The sequence below is a fragment of the Nonomuraea sp. NPDC050310 genome, from assembly GCF_040655795.1.
GTDB lineage: Bacteria > Actinomycetota > Actinomycetes > Streptosporangiales > Streptosporangiaceae > Nonomuraea.
Window position 1 is genome coordinate 34,990 of the sequence record NZ_JBFAKP010000019.1, and the last position, 24,984, is coordinate 59,973.

Consider the following 24,984-nt stretch of genomic DNA (forward strand, 5'->3'; position numbering starts at 1 on the left):
GCCTGGAACAGGCAACGGGGACTGTGGAGGGGACATGGCAGAGAGCGGTTCCGGCGTGCCCGGAGTCGGGCGGCGCGAGGTGCTGGGAGCAGCCGGCGTCGCGGCCTGCGGGCTGGCGCTCGCCGGGTGCGGCGGGGACGCGCGGGCGACCGGACCGGCGCCGGGCATCAAGGGCAAGGTGATCGCCAAGACGGCCGACGTGCCGGTGGGCGGCGGGATGGTCATCCAGAAGTGGAAGATCGTGATCACCCAGCCGTCGGCGGGGGTCTACAAGGCGTTCAGCGCGGCCTGCCCGCACAAGGGCTGCGCGGTGGGTCGGCCCAAGGACGGCAAGATGACCTGCCCGTGCCACGGCAGCGAGTTCGACGCCACGACCGGCGCCTGCCTGAAGGGGCCCGCCGACGCGCCCCTGGCCACGTTCCCGCTCAAGGTCGAGGGCGACGGCCTCGTCATCATCTAGGTCCGCCGCCGAGCCGGTATTTTTCCCTGTTCCCCGCGATCCGGGTGCTGCACGCTGAACCGGCGTGACGGCGCGAGCCGTACCCGAAGATGACGGCGAACCTGGGAGGACCGGATCATGGCTGACAAGACGCGCCGCGCGGTGGTGCTGGGAGCGAGCGGAGCAGGGCTGGCGGCGGTGCTCACCGCCTGCTCCGGGTACGGCCAGCAGGCCGATACCAGCGCCCAGGTCGAGGACGGCGGCGCCGGCGAGACCAAGGCGCCCAAGCCCCAGGGCAAGGGCGGCGGCGGCTCCAAGGGCAAGGCGCTGGCCTCGGCGGGCGACATCCCCGAGGGCGGGGGAAAGATCTTCAAGGACGCCAAGGTCGTCGTGACGCAGCCGACGGCCGGTGAGTTCAAGTGCTTCAGCGCCGTGTGCACCCACCAGGGCTGCACGGTCGGCAGCGTGTCCGGCGGCACGATCAACTGCCCGTGCCACGGGAGCAAGTTCGACATCGCCGACGGCTCGGTCGCGAACGGGCCCGCGTCCGAGCCGCTGCCGGAAAAGAAGATCAAAGTTGAGGGAGACACCATCACGCTTTCATGAATCTCTCATCGCTGTGCGGTTGGCTGACCGCATGCGAGAGGAACTACACACACGCAGGGCCCTGATCGCGGGCGTGGGCGCGGGCGGACTGGCGGTCACGCTCGCCGCGTGCGGAGCCGACGGCGGGACGGGCGCGGCCCCGGCCTCGTCCGCGCCGGCCTCCACCCCGGAGTCGGCCGCCGCCTCGACCCCCGCCTCGGCCCCGGCCTCGTCGCCGGCCGGCGGGGCCGATGCGCTGACCACGACCGCGGAGGTCCCGGTCGGCGGCGGCACGATCTTCAAGGACAAGAAGGTCGTCGTCACCCAGCCCACGGCGGGCGAGTTCAAGTGCTTCAGCGCCATGTGCACCCACCAGGGCTGCGCGGTCGGCAGCGTCACCGACGGCACGATCGTCTGCCCGTGCCACAACAGCAGGTTCAGCATCGCCGACGGCTCGGTGAAGGGCGGACCGGCCACCAAGCCGCTGCCCGAGCAGGCGATCAAGGTCGAGGGGGATACGATCTCGCTCGCCTGATTCCGTCGGTGGGGGCCGCTAGGCTTCAGGGCGTGGCAAGCACCTTGAGTTTCCGCCCCAAACCGGGCTCCATTCCCGACTCGCCGGGGGTCTACCGGTTCCGGGACGCGGGCTCGCGTGTGATCTACGTCGGCAAGGCCAAGAGCCTGCGCCAGCGGCTCAACTCCTACTTCGCCGACTTCGCGGCGCTCCACCCGCGCACGCAGACGATGCTCACCACCGCCGCCTCCGTGGACTGGACGGTGGTGGGCACCGAAGTCGAGGCGCTGCAGCTCGAATACTCCTGGATCAAGGAGTTCGACCCGCGCTTCAACGTGAAGTACCGCGACGACAAGTCCTACCCCTACCTCGCGGTCACGATGAGCGAGGAGTATCCGCGCGTCCAGGTCATGCGCGGCGCCCGGCGCAAGGGCAACCGCTACTTCGGCCCCTACTCCCACGCCTGGGCCATCCGCGAGACCGTCGACCTGCTGCTGCGCGTCTTCCCGGTGCGCACCTGCAGCTCCGGCGTCTTCAAGCGCGCGGGCCAGATCGGGCGGCCGTGCCTGCTGGGCTACATCGACAAGTGCTCGGCGCCGTGCGTCGGCCGCGTCTCCGAGGCCGAGCACCGCGAGCTGGCCGACGAGTTCTGCGACTTCATGGCGGGCAACACCGGCCGCTTCATCAAGCGGCTGGAGAAGCAGATGCGCGAGGCCGCGGCGGAGCAGGAGTACGAACGCGCCGCCCGGCTGCGCGACGACATCCAGGCGCTCCAGCGCGCGCTGGAGAAGCAGGCCGTGGTGCTGGCCGAAGCCACCGACGCCGATGTCATCGCGCTGGCCGAGGACCAGCTCGAAGCCGCCATCCAGGTCTTCTACGTGCGCGGCGGGCGCATCCGCGGGCAGCGGGGATGGGTGGTCGACAAGGTCGAGGAGACCACGCCCGGCGAGCTGGTCGAGCACTTCCTGCTGCAGATCTACGCCGAGGCCGAGATCCCGCGCGAGGTGCTCGTGCCCTCGCTGCCGCCCGACGTGGAGGCGGTCACCGAACTCCTGGCCGAGCAGCGCGGCAGCCGCGTCGAGGTGCGCGTGCCGCAACGCGGCGACAAGAAGTCGCTCATGGAGACCGTCGAGCGCAACGCCAAGGAGTCGCTCGCCCAGCACAAGGTGCGCAGGGCCAGCGACCTGACCACGCGCAGCGTCGCGCTCCAGGAGATCGCCGAGGCGCTCGAGCTCGACCAGGCGCCGCTGCGCATCGAGTGCTACGACGTCTCCCACCTGCAGGGCGAGAACGTCGTCGCCTCCATGGTCGTCTTCGAGGACGGGCTGGCGCGCAAGAGCGAGTACCGGCGCTTCGCGGTCCGGTCCAAGGAAGGCGACGTCGCCTCGATCTACGAGGTCATCCAGCGCCGCTTCAAGCGCTACCTGGAGGAACGCTCGGCGACCGGCGAGATCACCGCCGCCGACGACGAGGGGCCCAGCGGGCCGATCGATCCCGAGACCGGCCGGCCGCGCAAGTTCGCCTACCCGCCAAACCTGGTCGTCGTCGACGGCGCCCTCGCCCAGGCCACCGCCGCCCAGCGGGCGCTCGACGAGCTCGGCATCGACGACGTGGCCGTCTGCGGCCTGGCCAAACGGCTCGAGGAGGTCTGGCTGCCCGGCGAGGACCAGCCGGTCATCATGCCGCGCTCCAGCGAGGGCCTCTACTTGCTGCAGCGAGTCCGTGACGAAGCGCATCGCTTCGCCATCACATACCATCGTTCCAAGAGGGCCAAGAGTCTCAAGGAGAGCGCGCTCGACAGCGTTCCCGGGCTCGGCCCCGCCCGTAAGCAGGCACTGCTCAGGCATTTCGGGTCCGTGAAGCGCCTGCGTGACGCCAGCGTCAGCGAGATCTGCGAGGTCCAGGGCATCGGCCCCGCGATCGCCGAGGTGATCGTGTCGACTCTGAAGGGGGAGAGGCAGTGACCGAGCCCAGTCTTGGTCCGGTGACCGAATCCGCGTTCGTCATCGTCACCGGCATGTCCGGCGCGGGACGGAGCACGGCGGCCAAGGCCCTGGAGGACCTCGGCTGGTTCGTCATCGACAACCTCCCGCCCGGTCTGCTGTTCGCCATGGCCGAGGAGGCCGGGCGCGTCAAGCTCGCCGCGGACAAGGTGGCCGCCGTCGTCGACGTGCGCAGCCTCGCCTTCACCACCGACCTCAACGCCGCCATCGAGGAGCTCGAAGGGCGGGGCGTGCCGGTCCGCGTGGTCTTCCTGGAGGCCAGCGACGAGGAGCTGGTGCGCCGGTTCGAGAACGTACGGCGGCCGCATCCCCTGCAGGGGGAGGGGCGGCTGGTCGACGGGATCGCCCGCGAGCGCGGCATCCTGCGTGAGGTCCGGGCCAACGCCGACCTCGTCATCGACACCTCCGCGCTCAACGTGCACGAGCTGCGCGGGAAGATCGTCGCCTATTTCGGCGGGGAGCAGAAGCCCGGGGTCCGGGTCAACGTGGTGTCCTTCGGGTTCAAGTACGGCCTGCCGGTCGACGCCGACCTGGTGGTCGACTGCCGGTTCCTGCCCAACCCGCACTGGGTGCCGGAGCTGCGGCCGATGAACGGGCTCGACTCGCCGGTGCGTGACTACGTGCTCAACCAGCGGGGGGCCAAGGAGTTCCTCGACGCCTACGAAGAGGTGCTGGGGGTGGTGGCCGCGGGGTATGCGCGGGAGGGCAAGAGCTACGCCACCCTCGCGGTCGGGTGTACCGGTGGCAAGCACCGGAGCGTCGCGATGGCCGAGCAGATCGCGGGGCGGCTTCGGGACCGGGGTATGGAGGTTCAGGTCGGGCACCGGGATGTGGGCCGCGAGTGACTCACGTACCGCATGCCGTGCCTGCCCCTGACCCCGTGGGCGAGCCGGCCGCCTCGCCGTACCTGTTGACCGGTGGTTTTGCCGGGGATCTGGGTGGTTCGGGGGACCGGCTGCCAGGTGGTCGGGACCGCACAGGATCATCACCCGCCGCACGGCTTCTCCCCGCATCGGAGACCCCCGCCCCCTCGCGCCCCGTCACGGCGTCACGGCCCACCGCCACCTCGGGACCCGCGACCACCTTGGGACCCGCGGCCACCTCGGGGCCCGCGGCCACCTTTGGGCCTGCCGCCGCCTTTGGGCCTGCCACCGCCTCGCGGCATCCCTCTGCCGAGCCGCCCCCCACCACCGGATCGCGGGCGCTCACAGGCGTGTCGCCTGTCACCTCGTCACGGCTGCTTGCTGCCCTCGGAGAAGGGGCGTACGGCGGTGCCGGGGAGGTTTATGAGGGTGGGCCGGTTGATCGGTGCACGGTCGGGGCAGGCGGGGTAGCACAGCGCAGGTCGGTGGAGGGACGGGTCGGTGAAGTGGGGGAGGTCTGGGACGGCGGCCGCGGGCGGATGAGCGGCGGACCGAAAGTGGTCGCGCTCGGCGGCGGCCACGGCCTGTACGCCTCGCTGTCGGCGCTGAGAGCCGTCACCGGCGACCTGACCGCCGTGGTGACCGTGGCCGACGACGGCGGATCGAGCGGCCGGCTCCGCCGCGAGCTGGGCGTGCTGCCCCCGGGTGACCTGCGGATGGCGCTGGCCGCGCTGTGCGGTGACGACGAGTGGGGCTCCACCTGGAGCGAGGTGGTCCAGCACCGGTTCAGGAGCGAGGGCGGCCTGCACGGCCACGCGGTCGGCAACCTGCTGATCGTGGCGCTGTGGGAGCTGCTCGGCGACCCGGTGGCGGGCCTCGACTGGGTGGGACGGCTGCTGGGCGCGCACGGCAGGGTGCTGCCGATGGCGTCGGTGCCGCTCGACATCGTCGCCGAGGTCGATCTCGACGGCCGGATCGGAACGGTCCGGGGCCAGGTGGCCTGCGCGCTCACCCCTGGCCGCGTCCGGTCGATCTCGCTGGTGCCGGAGAACCCGCCCGCCCGCCCCGAGGCCGTCCAGGCGATCCTGGAGGCCGACTGGGTGGTGTTCGGCCCGGGAAGCTGGTTCACCAGCGTCCTGCCGCACCTGATGGTCCCCGAACTCGCCCGCGCGCTGCACGACACCCCCGCCCGCCGGCTGGTGACGCTCAACCTGGCGCCGCAGCCGGGCGAGACCGACGACTTCTCCCCCCAGCAGCACCTCGACGTGCTCCGGCAGCACGCCCCCGACCTGGCACTCGACGTCGTCCTGGCCGACACGGGCGTCGTCGAGGACCAGGACGCGCTGGAGAAGGCAGCCGCGACTATGGGGGCACGCCTGGTCATGTCAGACGTTGCCGCCGAAGACGGGTCACCTCGTCACGACGCACGCCGCCTTGCCTCCGTACTGGACGAGATTTTCCTCCAGCAGCGTTGATCCTGGCCGGAGATCCGACGTGGGCGCAGCAAAGGTGCGAGAGACTGCTGGAGAGCCGGTCTGAATGGGGGAGGACTTACGCTTATGGCGATGACGGGTGTGGTGAAGGACGAGCTGAGCCGACTGCCCGTGCTGAAGCCTTGCTGCCGCAAGGCGGAGGTGTCCACGCTGTTGCGGTTCGCTAGCGGGCTGCACCTGGTGGGCGGGCGGATCGTGATAGAGGCCGAACTTGACACCAACGCGACGGCGCGAAGGCTGATCAAGGACATCGGCGAGGTGTTCGGGCACAAGGCCGAGGTGATGGTGCTCGCGCCCGCCGGATTGCGCAAGGGTTCGCGCTACGTGGTGCGCGTCTACAAGGACGGCGAGGCGCTGGCGCGGCAGACCGGGCTGATCGACAACCACGGGCGGCCGGTGCGCGGCCTGCCCCGGCAGGTCGTGTCGGGGGCCTCGTGCGACGCCGAGGCCGCGTGGCGGGGTGCTTTCCTGGCACACGGCTCGCTCACCGAGCCGGGCCGGTCCATGTCGCTGGAGGTCACCTGCCCGGGTCCCGAGGCGGCGCTCGCGCTCGTGGGGGCGGCGCGGCGCCTGAAGATCCACGCCAAGGCGCGTGAGGTGCGGGGTGTCGACCGGGTGGTCGTCCGGGACGGCGACGCCATCTCGGCGCTGCTCACCCGGCTGGGGGCGCACGACAGCGTGCTGGCCTGGGAGGAGCGGCGGATGCGCCGCGAGGTGCGCGCCACCGCCAACCGGCTGGCCAACTTCGACGACGCCAACCTGCGCCGCTCGGCCCGTGCCGCCGTGGCCGCCGGTGCGCGGGTGCAGCGGGCGCTGGAGATCCTCGCCGACGACGCGCCCGAGCACCTGGTCACCGCCGGGCGGCTGCGTGTGGAGCACAAGCAGGCGTCGCTGGAGGAGCTCGGCCAGCTCGCCGACCCGCCGCTGACCAAGGACGCCATCGCCGGCCGGATCCGGCGGCTGCTCGCCATGGCCGACAAGCGCGCCTCCGACCTGGGCATCCCCAACACCGAGGCGAACCTCACGGCGGAGATGCTGGCTCAGTGACCGGCTTAGCCGCCGACTGCCGCTCGCCGGACGGGCCGCCACCATTCTGGGGCGGCCCGTCCGCGTTTCCCACCCACTCCGGAGACGGCTCTGCCGCACCGAGGCAGCCGGCGGGTCAGTCGCGTGCGCGGGGGGTGAACAGGTCGTCGCCGGAGACGGCGGTGGCGGACTGGGCGGCCGGTGCCAAGGGCTCGACCGGCTGCGGGGCCAGCGGCAGGGACTCCAGCGGGGGGACCAGCGGCGCCGGAGCGGCAGGCTGCGCGGGCTGCACCGGCTCGAAGGCCCCGCGGTACTCCACCTCCTCCTCGGGCTCGCTCGGTGCGATCTCGGCGGCAACGGTCCGGTCGGCGCGGCGCACCCGGCGGACCTTGAGCGCGACGAGCAGCAACGCCAGCACCCCGGCGCCCGCGATCGCGGCGACGAGCTCGCGGGAGCCGGCCAGCACGGTCCCGAAGTTCGACGACACGAGCGGCAACCCTTCCCGGAAGGCGTCGTAGACCAGCATGAAGGTGTCCGGCCCGGTACCGAGCTTCCGGTGCCCGGCCTGCACCGCGGCGGCGGACAGCATCCCCCCGGCGACGGCGGCGCCGCCGAGGAGCAGGGCGACCCACGGGGCCAGCAGGCTGCGCGGCCGGGCCAGGCGCATGCCCAGCCCCACGAGCAGGGCACATCCCAGTGACAGGGCCACGAGCAGAGGCAGGCCGTCCCACCGCCGCGCGTAGTCGAGGACCGCCGGCGGCAGCCGCTCCTGGTACAGCAAAGCCGCGGCGAAGCCCGCCGCGGCGAGCACCGCGACCACCACACCCGTCAGTGATGCCCCGATAAGTCCAGATCTTCGCTTTGTCATCAGCACCCCCGTGCTTAACTCCGGCGAGTCCGGGCACTTTACTCGATCACTGCAAAGTCCGTCCAAAAAGCGAGGCAAAACAGGGTGCCCCCTGAAGAGGTCTAAACCAATCCGGGTCCGATAGGGTTCGTGGTTGAGGTTTCAGCCCGCATCACGTTCAAGGAGATCGGTTCCCGTGAGCATCCGCGTAGGCGTCAACGGCTTCGGCCGCATCGGCCGTAACTTCTGGCGGGCGGTCGCCGCCAGCGGCAAGGACATCGAGATCGTCGCCGTCAACGACCTGACCGACAACGCGACGCTCGCCCACCTGCTGAAGTACGACAGCATCCTGGGCCGCCTGCCGTACGAGGTGAAGGCCACCGCCGACGAGATCGTCGTCGACGGGAAGACGATCAAGGCTTTCGCCGAGCGCGACCCGGCCAAGCTGCCCTGGGGCGACCTGGGCGTGGACGTCGTGGTGGAGTCGACCGGCTTCTTCACCGACGCGACCAAGGCCAAGGTGCACGCCGAGAACGGCGCGAAGAAGGTCATCATCTCCGCCCCGGCGAAGAACGAAGACGTCACCATCGTGATGGGCGTCAACCATGACAAGTACGACCCGGCGTCGCACACCGTCATCTCGAACGCCTCCTGCACGACCAACTGCCTGGCCCCGCTGGCGAAGGTGCTCAACGACACCTTCGGCATCGACAAGGGCCTCATGACCACGATCCACGCCTACACGCAGGACCAGAACCTGCAGGACGGCCCGCACGCCGACCTGCGCCGCGCCCGCGCCGCCGCGCTGAACGTGGTGCCGACCTCCACCGGCGCCGCCAAGGCCATCGGCCTGGTCCTGCCCGAGCTCAAGGGCAAGCTGGACGGCTTCGCGATGCGCGTGCCGATCCCCACCGGCTCGGCCACCGACCTGACCGTCGAGCTCAAGCGCGAGGCCGGTGTCGAGGAGATCAACGCCGCCTACAAGGCCGCCGCCGAGGGCCCGCTCAAGGGCATCCTGACCTACACCGAGGACGACATCGTCTCCAGTGACATCGTCACCGACCCCGCGTCCTGCATCTTCGACGCCGGCCTGACCAAGGTGATCGGCAACCAGGTCAAGGTCATCGGCTGGTACGACAACGAGTGGGGCTACTCCAACCGCCTGGTCGACCTGATCGAGCTGGTGGGCAAGGACCTGTGACCGGTTTCGACGACGTGAAGGGCCGGCGCGTCCTGGTGCGCGCCGACCTCAACGTCCCCCTCGACGGGGACGTCATCACCGACGACGGGCGCATCCGGGCCTCGGTCCCGACCATCAGGGCGCTGGCCGAGCAGGGCGCCCGGGTCGTCGTCTGCGCCCACCTGGGCCGCCCGAAGGGCGAGGCCAACCCGAAGTACTCCCTGCGCCCCGTCGCCGCCCGCCTGGGCGAGCTACTGGGCCAGGAGGTCGCCTTCTCCGGCGAGGTCGTCGACCGCGACCTCGTCGAGGGCCTGGGCGACGGCCAGGTGGCGCTCCTGGAGAACCTCCGCTACCACCCGGGCGAGGAGTCCAAGGACGACACCGTACGGCAGGCGTTCGCCCGCGAGCTGGCGGCGCTGGCCGAGCTGTACGTGGGCGACGGCTTCGGCGCGGTCCACCGCAAGCACGCCAGCGTCTACGACGTGCCCAAGCTCCTGCCCCACCGCATGGGCGGGCTGGTCGCGGCCGAGGTCGAGGTGCTGAAGAAGCTCACCGAGAACCCCGACCGCCCCTACGTGGTCGTGCTCGGCGGCGCCAAGGTCTCCGACAAGCTGGGCGTCATCGCCAACCTGCTCACCAAGGTCGACCGGCTGCTCATCGGCGGCGGCATGGCCTACACCTTCCTCAAGGCCCAGGGCTACGAGGTCGGCGGCTCGCTGCTGCAGGAGGACCAGCTCGACCAGGTGCGCGGCTTCCTCAACGAGGCCGCCAAGCGCGGCGTCGACCTGGTGCTGCCGGTGGACGTCCTGGCCGCCACCGAGTTCGCCGAGGACGCCGAGCACGAGGTGGTCGAGGCCACCGCGATCCCCGCCGACCGGCAGGGGCTCGACATCGGCCCCAGGACCCGCGAGCTGTTCGCGACCAAGCTGGCCGACGCGCGCACGGTCTTCTGGAACGGCCCGATGGGCGTGTTCGAGTTCGAGGCCTTCTCCGGCGGCACCCGTGCCGTCGCCGAGGCGCTGATCGGCTCCGACGCGTACACCGTGGTCGGCGGCGGCGACTCGGCGGCAGCCGTACGCCAGCTCGGTCTTCCGGAGGACGGGTTCTCGCACATCTCCACCGGCGGCGGTGCCAGCCTGGAGTACCTCGAAGGTAAGACGCTGCCCGGACTCGCCGCGCTGGAGGAGTAGACGTGCGCAAGCCGCTCATGGCGGGCAACTGGAAGATGAACCTCAACCACCTCGAGGCCATCGCTCTGGTCCAGAAGCTCGCTTTCGCCCTGTCGGACAAGGACTTCGACCGCGTCGAGGTCGCCGTCCTGCCGCCCTTCACCGATCTGCGCAGCGTGCAGACGCTGGTGGACGGCGACAAGCTCAAGATCGTCTACGGTGCGCAGGATCTGTCGCAGCACGAGGCGGGCGCCTACACCGGGGAGATCTCCGGCGCGATGCTCGCCAAGCTGGGCTGCACCTTCGCGACGGTCGGGCACTCCGAGCGCCGCGAGTACCACAACGAGGACGACGCGCTCGTCAACGCCAAGGTGCACGCGGCGCTGCGCCACTCGATCACGCCGATCCTGTGCGTGGGCGAGGGCCTGCCGGTGCGCCAGGCCGGGGGGCACGTGGCCTTCGCGCTGTCCCAGCTCGACGGAGCCCTGCGCAAAGTCTCCCGGGAGCAGGCAGAATCGTTGGTGGTGGCCTACGAACCGGTGTGGGCGATCGGCACCGGCGAGGTGGCCACCCCGGAGGACGCCCAGGAGGTCTGCGCGGCGCTGCGGCAGCGACTCGCCGAGCTCTACGACGCCCAGGTGGCCGACGGCATCCGTATCCTTTACGGAGGTTCGGTGAAGTCCGGCAACATCGCCGGGATCATGGCGCAGCCCGATGTCGACGGCGCTCTCGTGGGTGGGGCGAGCATCGATGCGGGCGAGTTCGTCAAGATCTGCCGTTTTGCCGCTAACTAAGGCATAACGGGGGCGCGACTTGACACCAGGTCGTACCCTCTAGAAAGCACAGTCAACCCCGCGTTCAGGCGCGGGGATGATCCATTTGAGTCGTCACGCGTACAGAGCATCTGAAAGCAAGGTCTACCGTGGTCATCGGAATCTCCATCGCCCTGATCTTGGCGAGCTGCCTCATGATCCTGCTGGTTCTGCTCCACAAGGGCAAGGGTGGCGGTCTGAGCGACATGTTCGGCGGCGGCTTCTCGTCGAACTTCGGCGGTTCCTCGGTGGTGGAGCGCAACCTCGACCGGCTGACCGTCATCACGGGCACGGTCTGGTTCGTCTGCATCATCGCTCTGGGTCTGCTGCTCAAGCAGTAGTGGCTTGCGTGCGACAGTGATTCACCCCCCGCCTCTCGCGGGGCGTTCGAGCGAGGAGTTCATCCGTGGGTAGTGGAAACGCGATCCGTGGCAGCCGGGTAGGCGCCGGGCCGATGGGCGAGGCCGAGCGCGGCGAGGCCGCCCCGCGCGTCCGCGTTGCGTTCTGGTGTGCCAACATGCACGAGACGCGTCCCAGCTTCGCCAGCGACGCCGCCGTTCCGGAGCTGTGGGACTGCCCGCGCTGCGGCCTGCCCGCCGGCCAGGACCAGGCCAACCCGCCCGCTCCGCCCAGGAACGAGCCCTACAAGACGCACCTGGCCTACGTGAAGGAGCGCCGGAGCGACCGCGACGGCAAGGCCATTCTCGAAGAGGCGCTGGAGCGTCTGCGCACGAACAAGAGCCCCTGGTAGATCTGCCGCGGCTTTCGACCGAGCCCCCGCCGGACACTGCGTCCGGCGGGGGCTCGGCCGTTCAGCGGCGGGTCACGTGCCGTGGACCGCTTCGCCGTCCACGAAGGTCATCCGGACCTTGGTCGTCCAGATCTCCTGCGGCGGCAGGGCGAACGGGTCGCGGTCGAGCACGACCAGGTCGGCCGGGCGGCCCGGCTCGATCACCCCGGCCGGCGAGCGGTTGATCCACGCCGAGCCGGCCGTGTACGCGCTCAGCGCGGTGGCCAGGTCGAGCCGCTGGCCGGGCAGGAACGGCGTCTGCGCGGTCGGGTAGCCGGCGTGCACGGAGCTTCCGGGCTCGGTGCGGTTGACCGCGACGTGCATGGCCTGCAGCGGGTCGGCGTTGGACACCGGCCAGTCGCTGCCCGCGCAGAACCGCGCCCCGCTGCGCTGCAGGTCGGCGAAGGGGTACTGCCAGGCGGAGCGCTCCTCGCCGAGGAAGGGGATGGTCAGCTCGTCCATCTGCGCGTGGTGGGTGGCCCACAGCGGCTGCAGGTTGGCCGTCACGCCGAGCCGGGCGAAGCGCGGCACGTCGGAGGGCTCGATGATCTGCAGGTGCGCGATGTGGTGCCGGTTGGCCGGGTCGCTGCCTTCCAGGCTGTCGAGCGCCTCGCGCACCGCCCGCTCGCCGATGGCGTGGAAGTGCACCTGGAAGCCGTGCCGGTCGAGTTCGGCCACGTAGCCGTTGAGCGCGCGCGGCTCGATGTAGGACAGGCCCGTGCCGCCGCAGCGGCAGTACGGCTCCAGCACCGCGGCGGTGAAGTTCTCCGTGATGCCGTCCTGCATGATCTTGACCGAGGTGGCCTGGAAGCGGCCGACGGAGCGCTTGCGCCGTTCGATCAGGTCCTCGATCTGCTCCGCGCCCCGGGTGCGGTCCCACCACAGCGCGCCCACCACCCGCGCCTTGAGCGTGCCGGCCTCGGCCGCCGCGACGTAGGTCGGGAGCTGGTCGTCGGAGCCGGCGTAGGAGCCGACGATGGCGTCCTGCCAGCCGGTGATGCCCAGCGCGAACAGGTAGCGCTGCGCCTCCAGCAGCGCCGCCTCCTGGTCCTGGGCGCTCGGGCGCGGGGTGAGCAGGCCGACCAGGTCCATCGCGCCCTCGTGCAGCACCCCGCTGGGGGTTCCGTCGGCGTCGCGCTCGATGCGGCCGTCGGCCGGGTCGGGGGTGTCCTTGGTGATCCCGGCCAGCTCCAGCGCGCGGGTGTTGACCCAGGCGGCGTGGTGGTCGCGCTGGATCAGGTAGACCGGGCGGGTGACGAAGTCGAGCTGGCTGCGGTGGGGGAGGCCGCCGGGGAAGGCGGACATGTCCCAGCCGCCGCCGTCCACCCACTCCTTGTCCGGGTTTTTCGTGGCATAGTCGGCGACCTTGGCCACGTACGCGTCCAGGCCGTAGACCTCGGCCAGGTCGCACTTGGCCCGTTCCAGCCCGGCCTGCACCGGGTGGATGTGCGCGTCGGTGAAGCCGGGGGTCAGCAGCCCGCCGTCGAGGTCCACCGTCTCGTGCGGCCCGGCCGCCCGGGCCAGGTCCGCCTCCGTGCCCACCGCCGCGATCACGCCGTCGCGCACCAGCACCGCCTCGGCGAAGCCGAGATCGCCCCGGGCGGTGAAGACGCGCCCGCCGCGGAAGAGGATGTCCATTCAGTCTCCTTGAATCGCTGCGAAGATCGTAGGGCCGCCGGGCCGGCTCAGTGACCCGTGATGAGGTCGGCGAAGCGGGCCAGGGCGGACGTGCGGCGCATCGAGCGCTCGCGGGAGTCGGCCACCCGGTAGAGGCGGTACATCGAGTGCACGCCGAGCCAGCGCAGCGGCTCCGGCTCCCAGGCGCGCACCTTCCGGCCCACCCAGGGCAGCGCGGTGAGCTCGGTCTCCTGGCCCAGGACCAGGTCGCGCAGGGTACGGCCGGCCAGGTTGGCCGTGGTGACGCCGTGGCCGGTGTAGCCGCCCGCCCAGCCCAGACCGGTGGCCGGGTCGATGTGCACCGTCGAGCACCAGTCGCGCGGCACGCCCAGCACGCCCGACCACGCGTGCGCGACCGAGGAGGAGGCGGCGGCGGGGAAGAAGTCGACCAGGAGCTGCCAGAGCGCCTCGACGGTCCACTCGTGGGTGTGGCCGCGGGCGTCCACGCGCGAGCCGTACAGGTAGGGGCGGCCCCGGCCGCCGAAGGCGATGCGGCCGTCGGCGGTGCGCTGGGCGTACATGTAGTAGTGGGCCATGTCGCCGAGCAGCTCGGCGTCGTCCCAGCCGACCGTCTCCCAGAAGGAGTCCGGCAGCGGCTCGGTCACGATCATCGAGCTGTTCATCGGCAGCCACTGCCGGCGCAGGCCGCGCAGCCGCGAGGTGAAGCCCTCCGTCGCCCGGATCACGAACTGCCCGCTCGCCGTGCCGTAGGGGGTGACCGCCTTCTTGGGCTCGATGGACAGCACCGGCGTGCCCTCGTACAGCTCCACCCCGAGGTCGCGCACGACCCGGGCCAGCCCGCGGATCAGCTTGGCCGGCTGGATGCGCGCGCAGTGCGGGCTCCACGACGCCTGGACGGTGCCCGCCACCCGCAGCCTCCGCTGCTGCTCGGCGGGCTCCAGCAGGCGCAGGTCCGGCTCGTCGAAGCCCCAGGCGCGCGCCTCCTCGACCGACTCGCGCAGCCGGGCCGCCTGCGCGGTGTTGCGCGCGACGGTGAGCACGCCGCCCTTGACCACGTCCGCGTCGATGCCCTCGGCCTCGCACACCGCGATCACCTCGTCGACGGAGGCGAACATCTCCCGCTGCAGCGCCCTGGCGGCCGGGCGGCCGTGCGTCTTGGCGTAGCGCTCGGCCGAACCGGCCATGTCGCCGGTCAGCCAGCCGCCGTTGCGGCCCGAGGCGCCGAAGCCGGCGAACTCCTGCTCCAGCACGACCACGCGCAGGCCGGGCGCGGCCTTCTTGAGGTAGTACGCGGTCCACAGTCCCGTGTACCCGGCCCCGACGATCACCACGTCCGCGGACAGCGGCCCGTCCAGCCGTGGGCCGGGCGCGGGCACGCCGGAGCTGCGGTACCAGTAGGAGACGTCGCCGTTAGTGAATCCGGCCGAAAGGGGGACATACGTACTCATGACAGCACAGCATAGGGAAACACCCACGTAGCCACGGTGTAACAGTCACCAGGCATTATCCGACACATGGCATTCCTTCGGATCAGAACGACGGTGGACGAGCGTCCCGGACGGCTGGCCCAGCTCGCGGCGGCGCTCGCCGAACGGGGCGGCAACATCCTGGGCCTGAGCGTGCAGCCGGACGCCGACGGCACGGTGGACGAGTTCGTGGCCGAGATCCCGGCCGCGCCCGAGGCGGTGCGCGAGGCTCTGGAGGCCGCGGGGGGCCGGCGCGTGCAGGTCGTGCCGGCGACCGCGCACGAGCTGACCGACGAGCCCACGCGGGCGCTGCTGCTGGCCACGCGGCTGGCCGCGCTCCAGCACGAGGCGGGCTCCGGCGGGTCGCCGCACTGGCGGCTGCCCGAGCTGCTGGGGGAGCTGCTGCGCGCCGACGACGCGCGGTGGATCTATGGTGATGCGGTGAGCGAGCTGCCCGACCCGACCCAGTTGATCGTCCGCGTCACCGGCGAGCGGTCGGTACGGCTCCGCCGTACGGACCTGCCGTTCACGTTGACCGAGGCGGCGCGGGCGGCGGCGTTCGTGCGCCTGGCGCAGCCCGCCGCGGCGCGCAGCGGCGCCGAGCGGGCGATCACCCTCGCCGACGGCGCCGAGCTGGACGTGCGGCCGCTCACCGCGATCTACCGGGAGGCCGTGCGCGACCTGCACGACCGCTGCTCGCCGGAGAGCCGCCGCTTCCGCTACTTCACCAGCATGCCCGCGCTGCCGCCGCGCGTGTTCGAGCGCCTGGTGGACCGCGACCGCGGCCAGTCGCTGGTGGCCTGCTTCGACGGGCAGGTCGTGGCGATGGCCAACCTGATGTTCGGCGCCGAGCCGGGCACGGCCGAGATGGCCTTCCTGGTCGAGGACCGCTGGCAGGGCCGCGGGCTGGGCACCGCGCTGGCGCGGATGCTGGTCGAGCTGGCCCGCGACCTGGGTTACGCCGAGGTGCGGGCGAGCATGTTGTCGGACAACGCGCGCATGCGCGGGCTGCTGGTACGGCTCGGCGCCACCCTCGGCTACACCGAGGACCCCGGGGTGATCGAGGCCCGCCTGGCCGTCGCGGCCCTCGCACCCGCCTGAGCGGCAGCTCCCGGTATGGGCCTAGCCGTGGTCGCGCTCGCCCTTGCCCGGGTCCCGTTCGCCGGGGTCGAGCTCGTGCAGCCGGCTCTCGATCCGGTCGAGGCTCTCCTGGATGCGATGCAGCCGCTCGGTCAGCTCGTACCCGCCCGGCGGCGGCCCGCCGCGCCGCAGCAGCTCGTGCAGCCGGTCCTCCTCCGCCGCCCGCGTCTGCCCGCGCAGCGTGGCGATCACCGCCTCGCGCAGCCGGGCGAGGCTCAGCCCCTGCGCGACCAGCACCTGGGCCGCCACGCCCTCACCCTCGCGGATCAGCCCGAGCAGGATGTGCTCGGTGCCGATGTAGTTGTGGCTGAGCTGCAGCGCCTCGCGGAAGGACAGCTCCATCACCCGCTTGGCCCGCGGCGTGAACGGGATGTGCCCCTCGGACGGTGCGTCGCCCTGGCCGATGATCTCCTCGACTCGCTCCCGCACGGAGGCCAGATCGATCTCCTTGCCCCGCAGCACCGTCGCGGCCACCCCGTCGCCCTCGTGGATCAGGCCGAGCAGGAGATGTTCGGTGCCGATGTAGGGGTGGTTCAGCAGCCGCGCCTCCTCCTGCGCGAGAACCACGACCCGGCGGGCACGGTCGGTGAAGCGTTCAAACACGGCGGCCTCCCTGCCTCCACTATGCGCTAGAAAACCGGCCAAGTGGGGTATTCCTGTTATGTGGATCTTGATGAGGTCGCCGGCCGCCTCTACGCCCTGCCGCCCGCCGAGTTCACCGCCGCGCGCCAGGCGGAGGTGCAGGCCGCGCGGGCCGCGGGCGAGGCCGCGCTCGCCCGCGAGATCGGCGCGCTGCGCAAGCCCACGGTCTCGGCCTGGGCGGTGAACCGGCTGGCCCACGAGCACCCCGATGCCCTGGGCGAGCTGCTCGCGCTCGGCGAGGAACTGCGGGCCGCCTGGAGCGCGCACGACGCCGACGCCCTCGCCGAGCTCACCCAGCGCCGCTCCCGGCTCACCGGGCGGCTCTCGCGCCAGGCGCGCGAGCTCGCCGGGCTCACCGCCGCCGCCTCCGCCGAGGTGGACCAGACGCTCGACGCCGCGGTGGTGGACGCCGACGCGGCCGAGCAGGTACGGCGGGGCCACCTGGCCAAGCCGCTCAGCTACACCGGCTTCGCCCCCGCGCCCGTGCCCCGGGAGCGGCCGGGGCGCAAGCCCAAGGAGGCGTCCGAGGACGAGGTGCGGGAGGCCGAGGCCAAGAAGGCCCGCGAGCGGGAGGAGGCCGAGGCGGCCTACACCGAGTGGCGCGACCTCCTGGCCCAGGCGGCGCAGGAGCACCAGGAGCGGGCCGACAAGGTGGCGCGGCTGACCAAGAAGCTGGAGAAGGCCCGCCGCCGCGAGACCGAGGCCCGCCAACGCCTCGACGTCGCCCGCCGAGAGGAACGCCTGGCCAGGCAACGCCTGGAGAAGGGCCAGACCGGGGCCTAGCGGACCGGCGGGCCGGTCTAAGGGGCCGGGGGCGGCTGGTCGGTGCGCAGGAGGCGGCGGACCAGCGCCACCAGGGCGACGGCCGCGGCGGCGCCCAGGGTGAGCAGTGCGGCGGCCGGCAGGTCACGCAGGAGCGGCGGCACCGTGCCGATCACCACGCTCAGCAGGGCGGAGGCGGCGAGCACGAGCGCGGTCCTGGCCGCCCAGCCCCGGACGAGGCTCGTGGACAGCGCGCTCGACACGGGGGTGAGGGCGGCGAGGGCGGCGCTGGTGTGATGGAGGTACAGGAGCGTGCCCACGGCCAGAGCGCTGCCCAGCCCGCCCCCGCCGAACGTCCACGCCACGGCTCCGGCGGCCACCGTCACACCGGGCGCCGCCGACCCCGGCAGGACCGCCGCACACAGCCCCACCAGGACCGCCCCCACCGGCCAGACCGGTACGGCCAGCAGACCGGCAGGCAGGGCGACCAGCAACGCCGCCACCCCCGTCGCCGCCACAAGCACCCGCACCAGCAACGCCCCACCCGAGACCCGCGCCCACCCGACCCCCGGCCGCCCCCACCAAATCCGCCGACGCAGCCCGGAGAACGGCGACCCAGGCACGCCCGGCTGACCGGGGGCCAGGGCTCGGGCCGGAGCCGGGGTGGGGCCAGCGCCGGAGGTGGGGCCGGAGCCAGGAGTGGAGTCGGGGCCAGAAGCGGGGGTGGTCATCGGGTGTGCTCCAGGCGGGTGACGTCGCGCAGGACGACGTCCAGGCTGCCCGAGCCTCGCCAGGGCTCGACCGGGACGCCGGCTTCGCGCAGGGAACCGATGAGGTTCTCGCGGTCGAGCCACCACAGCCGCTCGGCCACCCCGGTGCCCGGCCGGTCGGGCAGGGTGTCGACCGCGACGAGCGGCCGGCGGGAGCGGGCCAGCCGGGCCAGCCCGTCGGCACTGCGCTCGTCCAGCAGCGGGGTGAGCATGAACACCAGCCCCCGACCCCCGGCCAGCGTGGGTGCCAGGAGGCGCCGGCCGAGCTCGTCCCCGGCGCCGCCGTTGACGCGGACCGCGGCCAGCCACTCCAGGGCGGCCAGGTAGTGGCGCCGCCCGGTGCCGGGCCGCAGCCGGTGCCGCAGCGAGCCGTACTCGGCGATGCTCACCCGGTCGCCCCGGCTGGTGTAGTGCCCGGCCAGGGCCGCCGCGGCCCGGACGGCGGTGTCGAGGGGTCCCTCGTGCAGGACGTCGACGAGGATGAGCACCTCGGCGTCGCGTTCGGAGTAGGTGGCGTTGACGTGCGTCTCGCCGGTGCGCAGGGTGGTGCGCCAGTCGATGCGGCGCAACCGGTCGCCGCTCTGGAAGCGCCGCACCCCGGCCAGTTCGCCGCCCTCGCCTGGACGCCGGGAGCGGTGGGCGCCGGACAGGCCGTCGGCGTGGGGGAGCTGGGCGCGGGAGGTGAACGCGCCGGCGTCGGGCAGGGCCACCACGCGCTGCACCGGGAGGCGGAGGGGCGGGTGCTCCAGGAGGCCGTCACTGGCGGAGACCGCCACCTCGACCGGGCCTACCTCGTGGGCGCCCCAGACGGTCGCGGTGTAGCCGAAGGCGACGGTGACGGCCCGGCCGGGGCCTACCTGGACCAGGTGGTGGCGCGAGCCGTACGCGGGCTCCAGGGCGCTTGTGGCGCGCGGGGTGACCAGGCAGACGACGGCCGCCTCGGCGGACGGTCCTGCGGGTGTCACGGTGGGGAGGGCCAGGCGGACGGTGGCCTCGGCGTGCTCGCCCTCGGGGACGGAGGCCGCGGCCAGCTCCAGGGCCGCCTCCGGTGGGCCGGCGGGGCGGCGGGCGAGGGCCAGGACCGTGCCGAGGGCGAAGGGCGCGGCGAGCACGAGCAGCCCGGGCCGGCCGAGCAGGAGCGCGGCCAGCGGCGCCACGGCCACGAGCACAAGCGCCCGCCGCAGTGCCCGCGTGGGCCGCCAGAGCCCGCTCATCGCGCACCGCGGATGGGGAAGCCGCCGGACCCGCTCATCGCGCGCAGTGGGTGGAAAGGCTGCCAGAGGTCGTTCATCGGGCGCTGTAGGTGGGGAGTTGGGCCGAGCCGGGGGCGGGGACCTGGGCGCAGATCTCGGTGATGACCGTGGCCGGGTCCACCTTGCGCAGCCAGACCTCCGGCCGGAGGCTGACGCGGTGCGCCAGCGCCGCCACCGCCAGGTGCTTGACGTCCTCGGGGATGACGTAGTCGCGCCCCTGGAGGACGGCCCGCGCCCGCGAGGCGAGGAGCAAGGCCAGCGAGCCACGCGGCGAGGCGCCCATCTGGAGCTGCGGGTGCGTACGGGTGGCGGCGGTCAAGGCGACCATGTAGTGCCCGACCGAGTCGTCCACCGCGACCTCCTCCAGGGCCCGCTGCATCCGCCCCAGGGTCGCGGCGTCCACCACCGGCTCCAGGGTGCTGTCCTCGCGGCGGCGCGCCATGCGCCGGCTCAGCACCTCCCACTCCTGCTCGGGCGTCGGGTAGCCGAACGACACCCGCAGCAGGAAGCGGTCGAGCTGGGCCTCCGGCAGCGGATAGGTCCCCTCGTACTCGACCGGGTTGGCGGTGGCCAGCACGTGGAAGGGCGAGCCCAGCGGGTGCGTGACGCCCTCGACGCTGACCTGCCGCTCCTGCATGGCCTCCAGCAGGGCCGCCTGCGTCTTGGGCGGGGTGCGGTTGATCTCGTCGGCCAGCAGCAGCTCGGTGAAGACCGGTCCGGGCCGGAACTCGAACTCACCGCTGCGCTGGTTGTACAGGTAGGAGCCGGTCACGTCGGCGGGCAGCAGGTCGGGGGTGAACTGCAGGCGGCGGAAGCCGAGCCCGAGGCTCTGCGCCAGGCTGCGCGCGGTCAGCGTCTTGGCCAGCCCCGGGAAGTCCTCCAGCAGCACGTGGCCCCCGGCCAGCACGCCGGTGAGGACTGTCTCCAGGGCCTCCCGCTTGCCGACCACGACCGTCTCGACCTGGTCGAGTACGGCTCGCGCCAGGCGGCCGACCTCCGGCAGCTCCATCTAGATCTCCTCGATGCGCGTGATCATCCGGGCCAGCGCCGCCTCGTCGGGGACGGCGGTGACCGGTCGGGTCAGCAGGGTGTGCAGTTCGGTGCCGAGCACGTCGCGGGCGTGCTCCAGGGTGAGTTCGCGATGGCGGCGCAGCCTGGACTCGACCAGGGGGCGCAGGTGGTCGCGGACGGTCAGTTCGAAGCGGGCGGCGTCCTTGGCGCCGGCGCGGAGCCGGCGTTCCCAGGTGCTCACGCCGCCCGGGGTGCGGGGGGAGGGTTCGCGGCGGACCCGGCCGGCGGGGACGGGGCCGGTTTCCGGGGGACGGGGCAGGCCGCGGGTCAGGAGCGTGACGGCCAGGGCGGCGACCACCAGGAGGGCGGCGTGCCAGGCGGGCAGCCGGAAGCCGATCAGCGCGGCCAGGGGCGGGCCGCCCAGCCAGGCGGTGACGCCACCCGCCGTCAGCAGCAGGACGGCTCTCATCGGGTCATCACCTGGGCCAGGGCGGCGCGGGCGGTGGTGCGCAGGGCCTCGGGCACCTCGTGCGGGGCGTAACGGGCCTGCCGGTAGGCGTCATACAGGCGCTCCAGCGCCGCGCCATCCACGCCTGCGCTGCTGGGCAGGCCGGCCAGGAGGCGGGTCACCAGGTCGCCGGGGGTGTCGGTGGCCAGGCGGGGCACGCCGGCCTCGGCGGCGGCCCGCTCCAGGCGCAGCCAGCAGGCGATCACCGCCCGCCGGGGATCGCCCTCGGCGTCGAGTTCGGCCAGCCCGGCCCGGACCGCGGCCCGCGCCTGCTCCCCGGCCTCGTCCCGTACGGCGGGCCCCCGCCCCGCCACCGGCCCCCACGAGGGCCGGCGCAGCCGCGAGAGCAGCGCCCGGAGCGCGAACCCCGCCAGGACCAGCAGGAGCAGCCCGAAGAGCGCCAGCAGCCCCGACCCGGCCGCCGAGGCCCAGGGCGCGGCGGTGACCGGCGGCAGCTCGCCCAGCGGCCCGGCCGTCGCCGTCTGCGGCGGCATCGTCGGCAGCCCGGTGGGACGCTCCCAGCTCAGCCCGGCGGGGTCGAAGCGGCCCTCGACGCCGCCTGCCGTACCGGCGGCCAGGCCGACGGCGAGGAGGGCGGCGGCGGCCAGCGCCACCGGACCCCAGGTCCGCACCACACCCTCACCCCCGGCCGAATCTCGCAGGACACTCTGCCAGGACATGTCCGGTACGGGCTAGGGCGAGGCGATCCGTCCCAGCCCCGGCGGGATCTTGCCCGCGGCGGCCCGGTCGAGCAGGAAGAGCGTGCGCTGCCGCCCACGAGCCCCGGCCGCGGGCACCTGGACGGGACCCGACCCGGCCAGCGCCAGCCGTACCGCGCCGGCCTTCTCCGCACCGGCGGCCACCACCCAGACCTCCCGCACGGCCTGGATGGACGGGAGGGTGAGCGAGATGCGGGTGGGCGGCGGCTTGGGCGCGCCGTGCACCGCGACCGCGGGCCGGGTGTCGTAGAGCGCGGGCATGCCGGGGAAGAGCGAGGCGACGTGGCTGTCGGGGCCCATGCCGAGCAGCAGCACGTCGAAGCCGGGCACCGGGCCGTGGTCCTCGGGCCGGGCCGCCTGGCGCAGCTCGGCGGCGTAGGCGTCGGCCGACTCCTCGGCGCTGAGGCCGGAGTCGGGCCCGCGCATCACGTGCACGCGCGCCGGATCGAGGTCGACGTGGTCGAGCAGCGCCTCGCGGGCGCCGGTCTCGTTGCGCTCGGGGTCGCCGGCCGGCAGGAAGCGCTCGTCGCCCCACCAGATGTCCAGGCGCCGCCAGTCGACGGCGTCGCGGGCGGGGGTGGCGGCGATGGCGGCCAGCGTGGCGATGCCGACGCTGCCGCCGGTGAGGACGAGCGAGGCTGAGCCCTTGGCGGACTGGGCGTCCACCAGCCGGGTGATGATCCGCGCCGCGACGGCGTTGGCCAGCACCTCGGCGTCACGGTGGACGACGACGTTGGGAACTTCGGTCACCCGGCTACCCTCTCACGTCCCGGCAGTACGCCCAGGACACGGGTGTGGCCCCGGACGCACGCGTCCGGGGCCACAGCCGGTGAAGGGGTCAGACCTTGTGCGAGCGGGCCAGCCGCTTGACCGCCGACTCGTAGATCTCGTCGTAGTCGAGCCGCCGCAGCTCCTCGGCCAGCAGCTCCGAGGTCTGCCGGCGGGCCAGCGCGACGTGCCGGTCGGGCTGGCCGGGCCGGGCGAGGGTGGCCAGGCGGGCGTCGTTGCGCACCACCGACAGCTCCCCGTCGGCCAGCGCCAGCCGTACCGCGGTGAGACCGGGACCGGAGGACTCGGCGACCTTGATCGGCGCGCCCAGCCGCTCCGACAGCCACGCCGCCAGCAGCGGCGCGCTGGCGTTGCCCGAGGCCGCCTCGACGAAGCCCTTCTTGACCTTGCCCACGTGCTGGTCGAAGGCGGCGGCCAGCAGGCTGCGCCACGGCGTCAGCCGGGTCCAGGCCAGGTCGGTGTCGCCGGGCGCGTAGACCTTGCCGAAGTGCGCCAGCGCCTTGATCCCGTCGGGCGCGGCGGCCTTGGCGTTGGTGATCCGCCGCTGGGCCAGCTCGCCGATCGGGTCCTGGGCCGGTACGGCAGGCGCCGCCCCCGGCCACCAGACGACGACCGGCGTGTCGGGCAGCAGCAGCGGGCTGACCACGGAGTCGGCGTGCGCGGTCAGCTCGCCGTACAACCGCAGTATCACGACCTCGCCCGGGGTGGACTCGCCGATGCGGATCTCGGCGTCGAGCCGGGACGCCTCGTCGGCCTCCCGGTTGATCACCGCGAGGATGCGCGAGGGATGCTCGCGCGCCGCCTCGGTCGCCGCCCTGAGCGCGTCGTACTGGTCGCGCTCGTCGGTGACCACGACCAGGGTGAGCACCATGCCGATGGCCGGGGCGCCCATCTGGTGCCGCAGGTGGGTGAGCTGCCCGGAGATCTTGCCGGCGGTCGTGCCGGACAGTGCGAAGGCGGTCATTACAACCTCCTCCAGGTCCGCCCGTCACGGGCCATCATGGCGTCGGCCGAGGGCGGGCCCCAGGTGCCGGAGGGGTAGGGCTCCGGCTGGCCCTGCGTGGCCCAGAACTCCTCGATCGGGTCGAGGATCTCCCACGACAGCTCCACCTCGCGCTGGTGCGGGAAGAGCGGCGGGTCGCCGATCATCACGTCCAGCAGGAGCCGCTCGTAGGCCTCGGGGGAGGACTCCATGAACGACTCGCCGTAGGCGAAGTCCATCGAGACGTCGCGCACCTCCATCGCGGTGCCCGGCACCTTCGAGCCGAAGCGCACCGTGATGCCCTCGTCCGGCTGCACCCGGATGACCAGGGCGTTCTGGCCGAGGATCTCGGTGTCGTCCTTGCTGAAGGGCAGGTGCGGCGCGCGCTGGAAGACCACGGCCACCTCGGTGACGCGGCGGCCGAGCCGCTTGCCGGTGCGCAGGTAGAACGGCACGCCCGCCCAGCGCCGGTTGGCGATCTCCAGCTTGATGGCGGCGTAGGTCTCGGTGGTGGAGTCGGCGGGGATGCCGTCCTCCTGCAGGTAGCCGACGACCTTCTCGCCGCCCTGCCAGCCGGCCGCGTACTGCCCGCGGGCGGTCTCGGCGGCCAGGTCGGCCGGTAGCCGTACGGCCTGCAGCACCTTCTCCTTCTCCCGCCGCAGCGCCTTGGCGTCGAAGGAGGTCGGATCCTCCATCGCCACCAGGGCCAGCAACTGGAGCAGGTGGTTCTGGATCACGTCACGGGCCGCGCCGATGCCGTCGTAGTAGCCCGCGCGCCCGGCCAGGCCGATGTCCTCGGCCATGGTGATCTGCACGTGGTCGACGTAGGAGCGGTTCCAGATCGGCTCGTAGAGGTTGTTGGCGAACCTCAGGGCCATGATGTTCTGGACGGTCTCCTTGCCCAGGTAGTGGTCGATCCGGAAGATCGACGACTCCGGGAAGGCTTCCGTGGTGATCTCGTTGAGCTCGTGCGCGCTCTTCAGGTCGTGGCCGAAGGGCTTCTCGATCACCACGCGCCGCCACGAGCCGGGCGGGGCGTCGGCCAGCCCGGTCCGCTTGAGCTGCTTGATGACGGTCGGGAAGAACTTCGGCGGCACCGACAGGTAGAACGCGTAGTTGCCGCCGGTGCCCCGGGTCTGGTCGACCTCCTTGAGCACCATCTGCAGCGCGTCGAAGGCGCCGTCGTCGGTGAACTCGCCCGGCACGAAGTGGATGCCCTCTGAGAGCTGCTTCCAGACCTCCTCGCGGAAGGGCGTCCGGGCGTTGGCCTTCACCGCGTCGTGGGTGACCTGGGCGAAGTCCTCGTTGGCCCAGTCGCGGCGGGCGAAGCCGACCAGGGAGAAGCCCGGGGGCAGCAGCCCCCGGTTGCCCAGGTCGTAGATCGCCGGCAGCAGCTTGCGCTTGGCCAGGTCACCGGTGACGCCGAACAGGACCAGCACGCACGGCCCCGCCACGCGGGGCAGGCGCTTGTCACGCGGGTCGCGCAGCGGGTTGGCCGCCGCGACCTCCAGCGTCGTGGAGGTCTCGGCGACCGCCACCGCGGCCGTGACGGCCTCCGGCATCGGTGCGACCGGTTCGCTCAT

General features: G+C 72.7%; 25 protein-coding genes and 1 pseudogene. 14 read left to right on the forward strand and 12 right to left on the reverse strand.

The window, feature by feature from the left end; genetic code table 11:
* Positions 1 to 34 precede the first annotated feature (34 nt).
* The 7 genes from AB0I67_RS32495 (at position 35) to whiA (ending at position 6,944) form a co-directional block, all read left to right on the forward strand.
* Positions 35 to 460: a Rieske (2Fe-2S) protein gene (locus AB0I67_RS32495; protein WP_357931343.1), complete on the forward strand. Its 426-nt coding sequence runs from the start codon at positions 35 to 37 to the stop codon at positions 458 to 460.
* A gap of 117 nt (positions 461 to 577) precedes the next feature.
* Complete coding sequence (locus tag AB0I67_RS32500) at positions 578 to 1,045, forward strand: Rieske (2Fe-2S) protein (RefSeq protein ID WP_357931346.1); 468 nt, start codon at positions 578 to 580, stop codon at positions 1,043 to 1,045.
* Positions 1,046 to 1,076: 31 nt separating this feature from the next.
* Positions 1,077 to 1,559, forward strand: coding sequence for a Rieske (2Fe-2S) protein (locus tag AB0I67_RS32505; RefSeq protein ID WP_357931348.1), 483 nt, complete (start codon positions 1,077 to 1,079; stop codon positions 1,557 to 1,559).
* Between the two features lie 32 nt (positions 1,560 to 1,591).
* Positions 1,592 to 3,502, forward strand: coding sequence for an excinuclease ABC subunit UvrC (gene uvrC, locus AB0I67_RS32510; protein ID WP_357931350.1), 1,911 nt, complete (start codon positions 1,592 to 1,594; stop codon positions 3,500 to 3,502).
* A gap of 20 nt (positions 3,503 to 3,522) precedes the next feature.
* Positions 3,523 to 4,386, forward strand: coding sequence for an RNase adapter RapZ (gene rapZ, locus AB0I67_RS32515; protein WP_357931353.1), 864 nt, complete (start codon positions 3,523 to 3,525; stop codon positions 4,384 to 4,386).
* Between the two features lie 557 nt (positions 4,387 to 4,943).
* Positions 4,944 to 5,879, forward strand: a complete 936-nt coding sequence (yvcK, locus tag AB0I67_RS32520; protein ID WP_357931708.1) for a uridine diphosphate-N-acetylglucosamine-binding protein YvcK — start codon at positions 4,944 to 4,946, stop codon at positions 5,877 to 5,879.
* A gap of 84 nt (positions 5,880 to 5,963) precedes the next feature.
* Complete coding sequence (gene whiA / locus AB0I67_RS32525; RefSeq protein ID WP_357931354.1) at positions 5,964 to 6,944, forward strand: DNA-binding protein WhiA; 981 nt, start codon at positions 5,964 to 5,966, stop codon at positions 6,942 to 6,944.
* A 115-nt stretch (positions 6,945 to 7,059) separates the two neighbouring features.
* On the opposite strand, the gene AB0I67_RS32530 is transcribed toward whiA, so the two are convergent.
* On the reverse strand, positions 7,060 to 7,746 hold the full coding sequence (locus tag AB0I67_RS32530) for a hypothetical protein (protein ID WP_357931356.1): 687 nt from the start codon (positions 7,744 to 7,746) through the stop codon (positions 7,060 to 7,062).
* A 220-nt stretch (positions 7,747 to 7,966) separates the two neighbouring features.
* Here AB0I67_RS32530 and gap point away from each other — a divergent pair, with 220 nt between their 5' ends.
* The 5 genes from gap (at position 7,967) to AB0I67_RS32555 (ending at position 11,682) form a co-directional block, all read left to right on the forward strand.
* Positions 7,967 to 8,971, forward strand: coding sequence for a type I glyceraldehyde-3-phosphate dehydrogenase (gap, locus tag AB0I67_RS32535; protein ID WP_357931358.1), 1,005 nt, complete (start codon positions 7,967 to 7,969; stop codon positions 8,969 to 8,971).
* The gene (locus tag AB0I67_RS32540) at positions 8,968 to 10,140 is read left to right on the forward strand and encodes a phosphoglycerate kinase (RefSeq protein WP_357931360.1); all 1,173 of its coding nucleotides are present in this window, start codon (positions 8,968 to 8,970) and stop codon (positions 10,138 to 10,140) included. The genes gap and AB0I67_RS32540 overlap by 4 nt, the downstream gene beginning before the upstream one ends.
* A gap of 17 nt (positions 10,141 to 10,157) precedes the next feature.
* Positions 10,158 to 10,913, forward strand: coding sequence for a triose-phosphate isomerase (tpiA, locus tag AB0I67_RS32545; RefSeq protein ID WP_357931711.1), 756 nt, complete (start codon positions 10,158 to 10,160; stop codon positions 10,911 to 10,913).
* A gap of 128 nt (positions 10,914 to 11,041) precedes the next feature.
* Entirely contained in the window at positions 11,042 to 11,272 is a 231-nt protein-coding gene (secG, locus tag AB0I67_RS32550; protein WP_357931363.1) for a preprotein translocase subunit SecG, read from the forward strand.
* Between the two features lie 65 nt (positions 11,273 to 11,337).
* Entirely contained in the window at positions 11,338 to 11,682 is a 345-nt protein-coding gene (locus tag AB0I67_RS32555) for an RNA polymerase-binding protein RbpA (RefSeq protein ID WP_357931366.1), read from the forward strand.
* Positions 11,683 to 11,754: 72 nt separating this feature from the next.
* Here the strand turns inward: AB0I67_RS32555 and AB0I67_RS32560 are convergent, their stop codons facing one another.
* Positions 11,755 to 13,359, reverse strand: a complete 1,605-nt coding sequence (locus AB0I67_RS32560; protein WP_357931369.1) for an amidohydrolase — start codon at positions 13,357 to 13,359, stop codon at positions 11,755 to 11,757.
* Between the two features lie 47 nt (positions 13,360 to 13,406).
* Positions 13,407 to 14,807: an FAD-binding oxidoreductase gene (locus tag AB0I67_RS32565; RefSeq protein WP_357931372.1), complete on the reverse strand. Its 1,401-nt coding sequence runs from the start codon at positions 14,805 to 14,807 to the stop codon at positions 13,407 to 13,409.
* Between the two features lie 66 nt (positions 14,808 to 14,873).
* Between AB0I67_RS32565 and AB0I67_RS32570 the strand changes: the two genes are divergently transcribed.
* Entirely contained in the window at positions 14,874 to 15,926 is a 1,053-nt protein-coding gene (locus tag AB0I67_RS32570; protein ID WP_357931374.1) for a GNAT family N-acetyltransferase, read from the forward strand.
* 225 nt (positions 15,927 to 16,151) lie between these two features.
* On the opposite strand, the pseudogene AB0I67_RS32575 reads toward AB0I67_RS32570, so the two are convergent.
* Positions 16,152 to 16,568, reverse strand: a pseudogene (locus AB0I67_RS32575) (Clp protease N-terminal domain-containing protein); the annotation flags it as partial.
* A 60-nt stretch (positions 16,569 to 16,628) separates the two neighbouring features.
* On the opposite strand from AB0I67_RS32575, the gene AB0I67_RS32580 reads away from it, so the two are divergent.
* Positions 16,629 to 17,390, forward strand: a complete 762-nt coding sequence (locus tag AB0I67_RS32580) for a hypothetical protein (RefSeq protein ID WP_357931377.1) — start codon at positions 16,629 to 16,631, stop codon at positions 17,388 to 17,390.
* Between the two features lie 17 nt (positions 17,391 to 17,407).
* Here AB0I67_RS32580 and AB0I67_RS32585 read toward each other — a convergent pair whose 3' ends face one another.
* The 8 genes from AB0I67_RS32585 to zwf form a co-directional block, all read right to left on the reverse strand.
* Complete coding sequence (locus AB0I67_RS32585) at positions 17,408 to 17,899, reverse strand: hypothetical protein (protein WP_357931380.1); 492 nt, start codon at positions 17,897 to 17,899, stop codon at positions 17,408 to 17,410.
* A gap of 197 nt (positions 17,900 to 18,096) precedes the next feature.
* Complete coding sequence (locus AB0I67_RS32590; RefSeq protein ID WP_357931383.1) at positions 18,097 to 19,353, reverse strand: DUF58 domain-containing protein; 1,257 nt, start codon at positions 19,351 to 19,353, stop codon at positions 18,097 to 18,099.
* A 73-nt stretch (positions 19,354 to 19,426) separates the two neighbouring features.
* Entirely contained in the window at positions 19,427 to 20,401 is a 975-nt protein-coding gene (locus AB0I67_RS32595) for a MoxR family ATPase (protein ID WP_357931386.1), read from the reverse strand.
* Positions 20,402 to 20,872 carry a hypothetical protein gene (locus AB0I67_RS32600; protein ID WP_357931389.1) on the reverse strand — a complete coding sequence of 157 codons (471 nt, stop codon included), beginning with the start codon at positions 20,870 to 20,872 and terminating at the stop codon, positions 20,402 to 20,404.
* Positions 20,869 to 21,546, reverse strand: coding sequence for a DUF4129 domain-containing protein (locus tag AB0I67_RS32605; protein WP_357931392.1), 678 nt, complete (start codon positions 21,544 to 21,546; stop codon positions 20,869 to 20,871). Before AB0I67_RS32605 ends, AB0I67_RS32600 begins: the two co-directional genes overlap by 4 nt.
* 57 nt (positions 21,547 to 21,603) lie before the next feature.
* Positions 21,604 to 22,380, reverse strand: coding sequence for a 6-phosphogluconolactonase (pgl, locus tag AB0I67_RS32610; protein WP_357931395.1), 777 nt, complete (start codon positions 22,378 to 22,380; stop codon positions 21,604 to 21,606).
* An 88-nt stretch (positions 22,381 to 22,468) separates the two neighbouring features.
* A complete protein-coding gene (locus AB0I67_RS32615; RefSeq protein ID WP_357931398.1) occupies positions 22,469 to 23,383 on the reverse strand; it encodes a glucose-6-phosphate dehydrogenase assembly protein OpcA in 915 nt (304 codons plus the stop codon).
* Positions 23,383 to 24,984 carry a glucose-6-phosphate dehydrogenase gene (gene zwf / locus AB0I67_RS32620; RefSeq protein ID WP_357931401.1) on the reverse strand — a complete coding sequence of 534 codons (1,602 nt, stop codon included), beginning with the start codon at positions 24,982 to 24,984 and terminating at the stop codon, positions 23,383 to 23,385. The genes AB0I67_RS32615 and zwf overlap by 1 nt, the downstream gene beginning before the upstream one ends.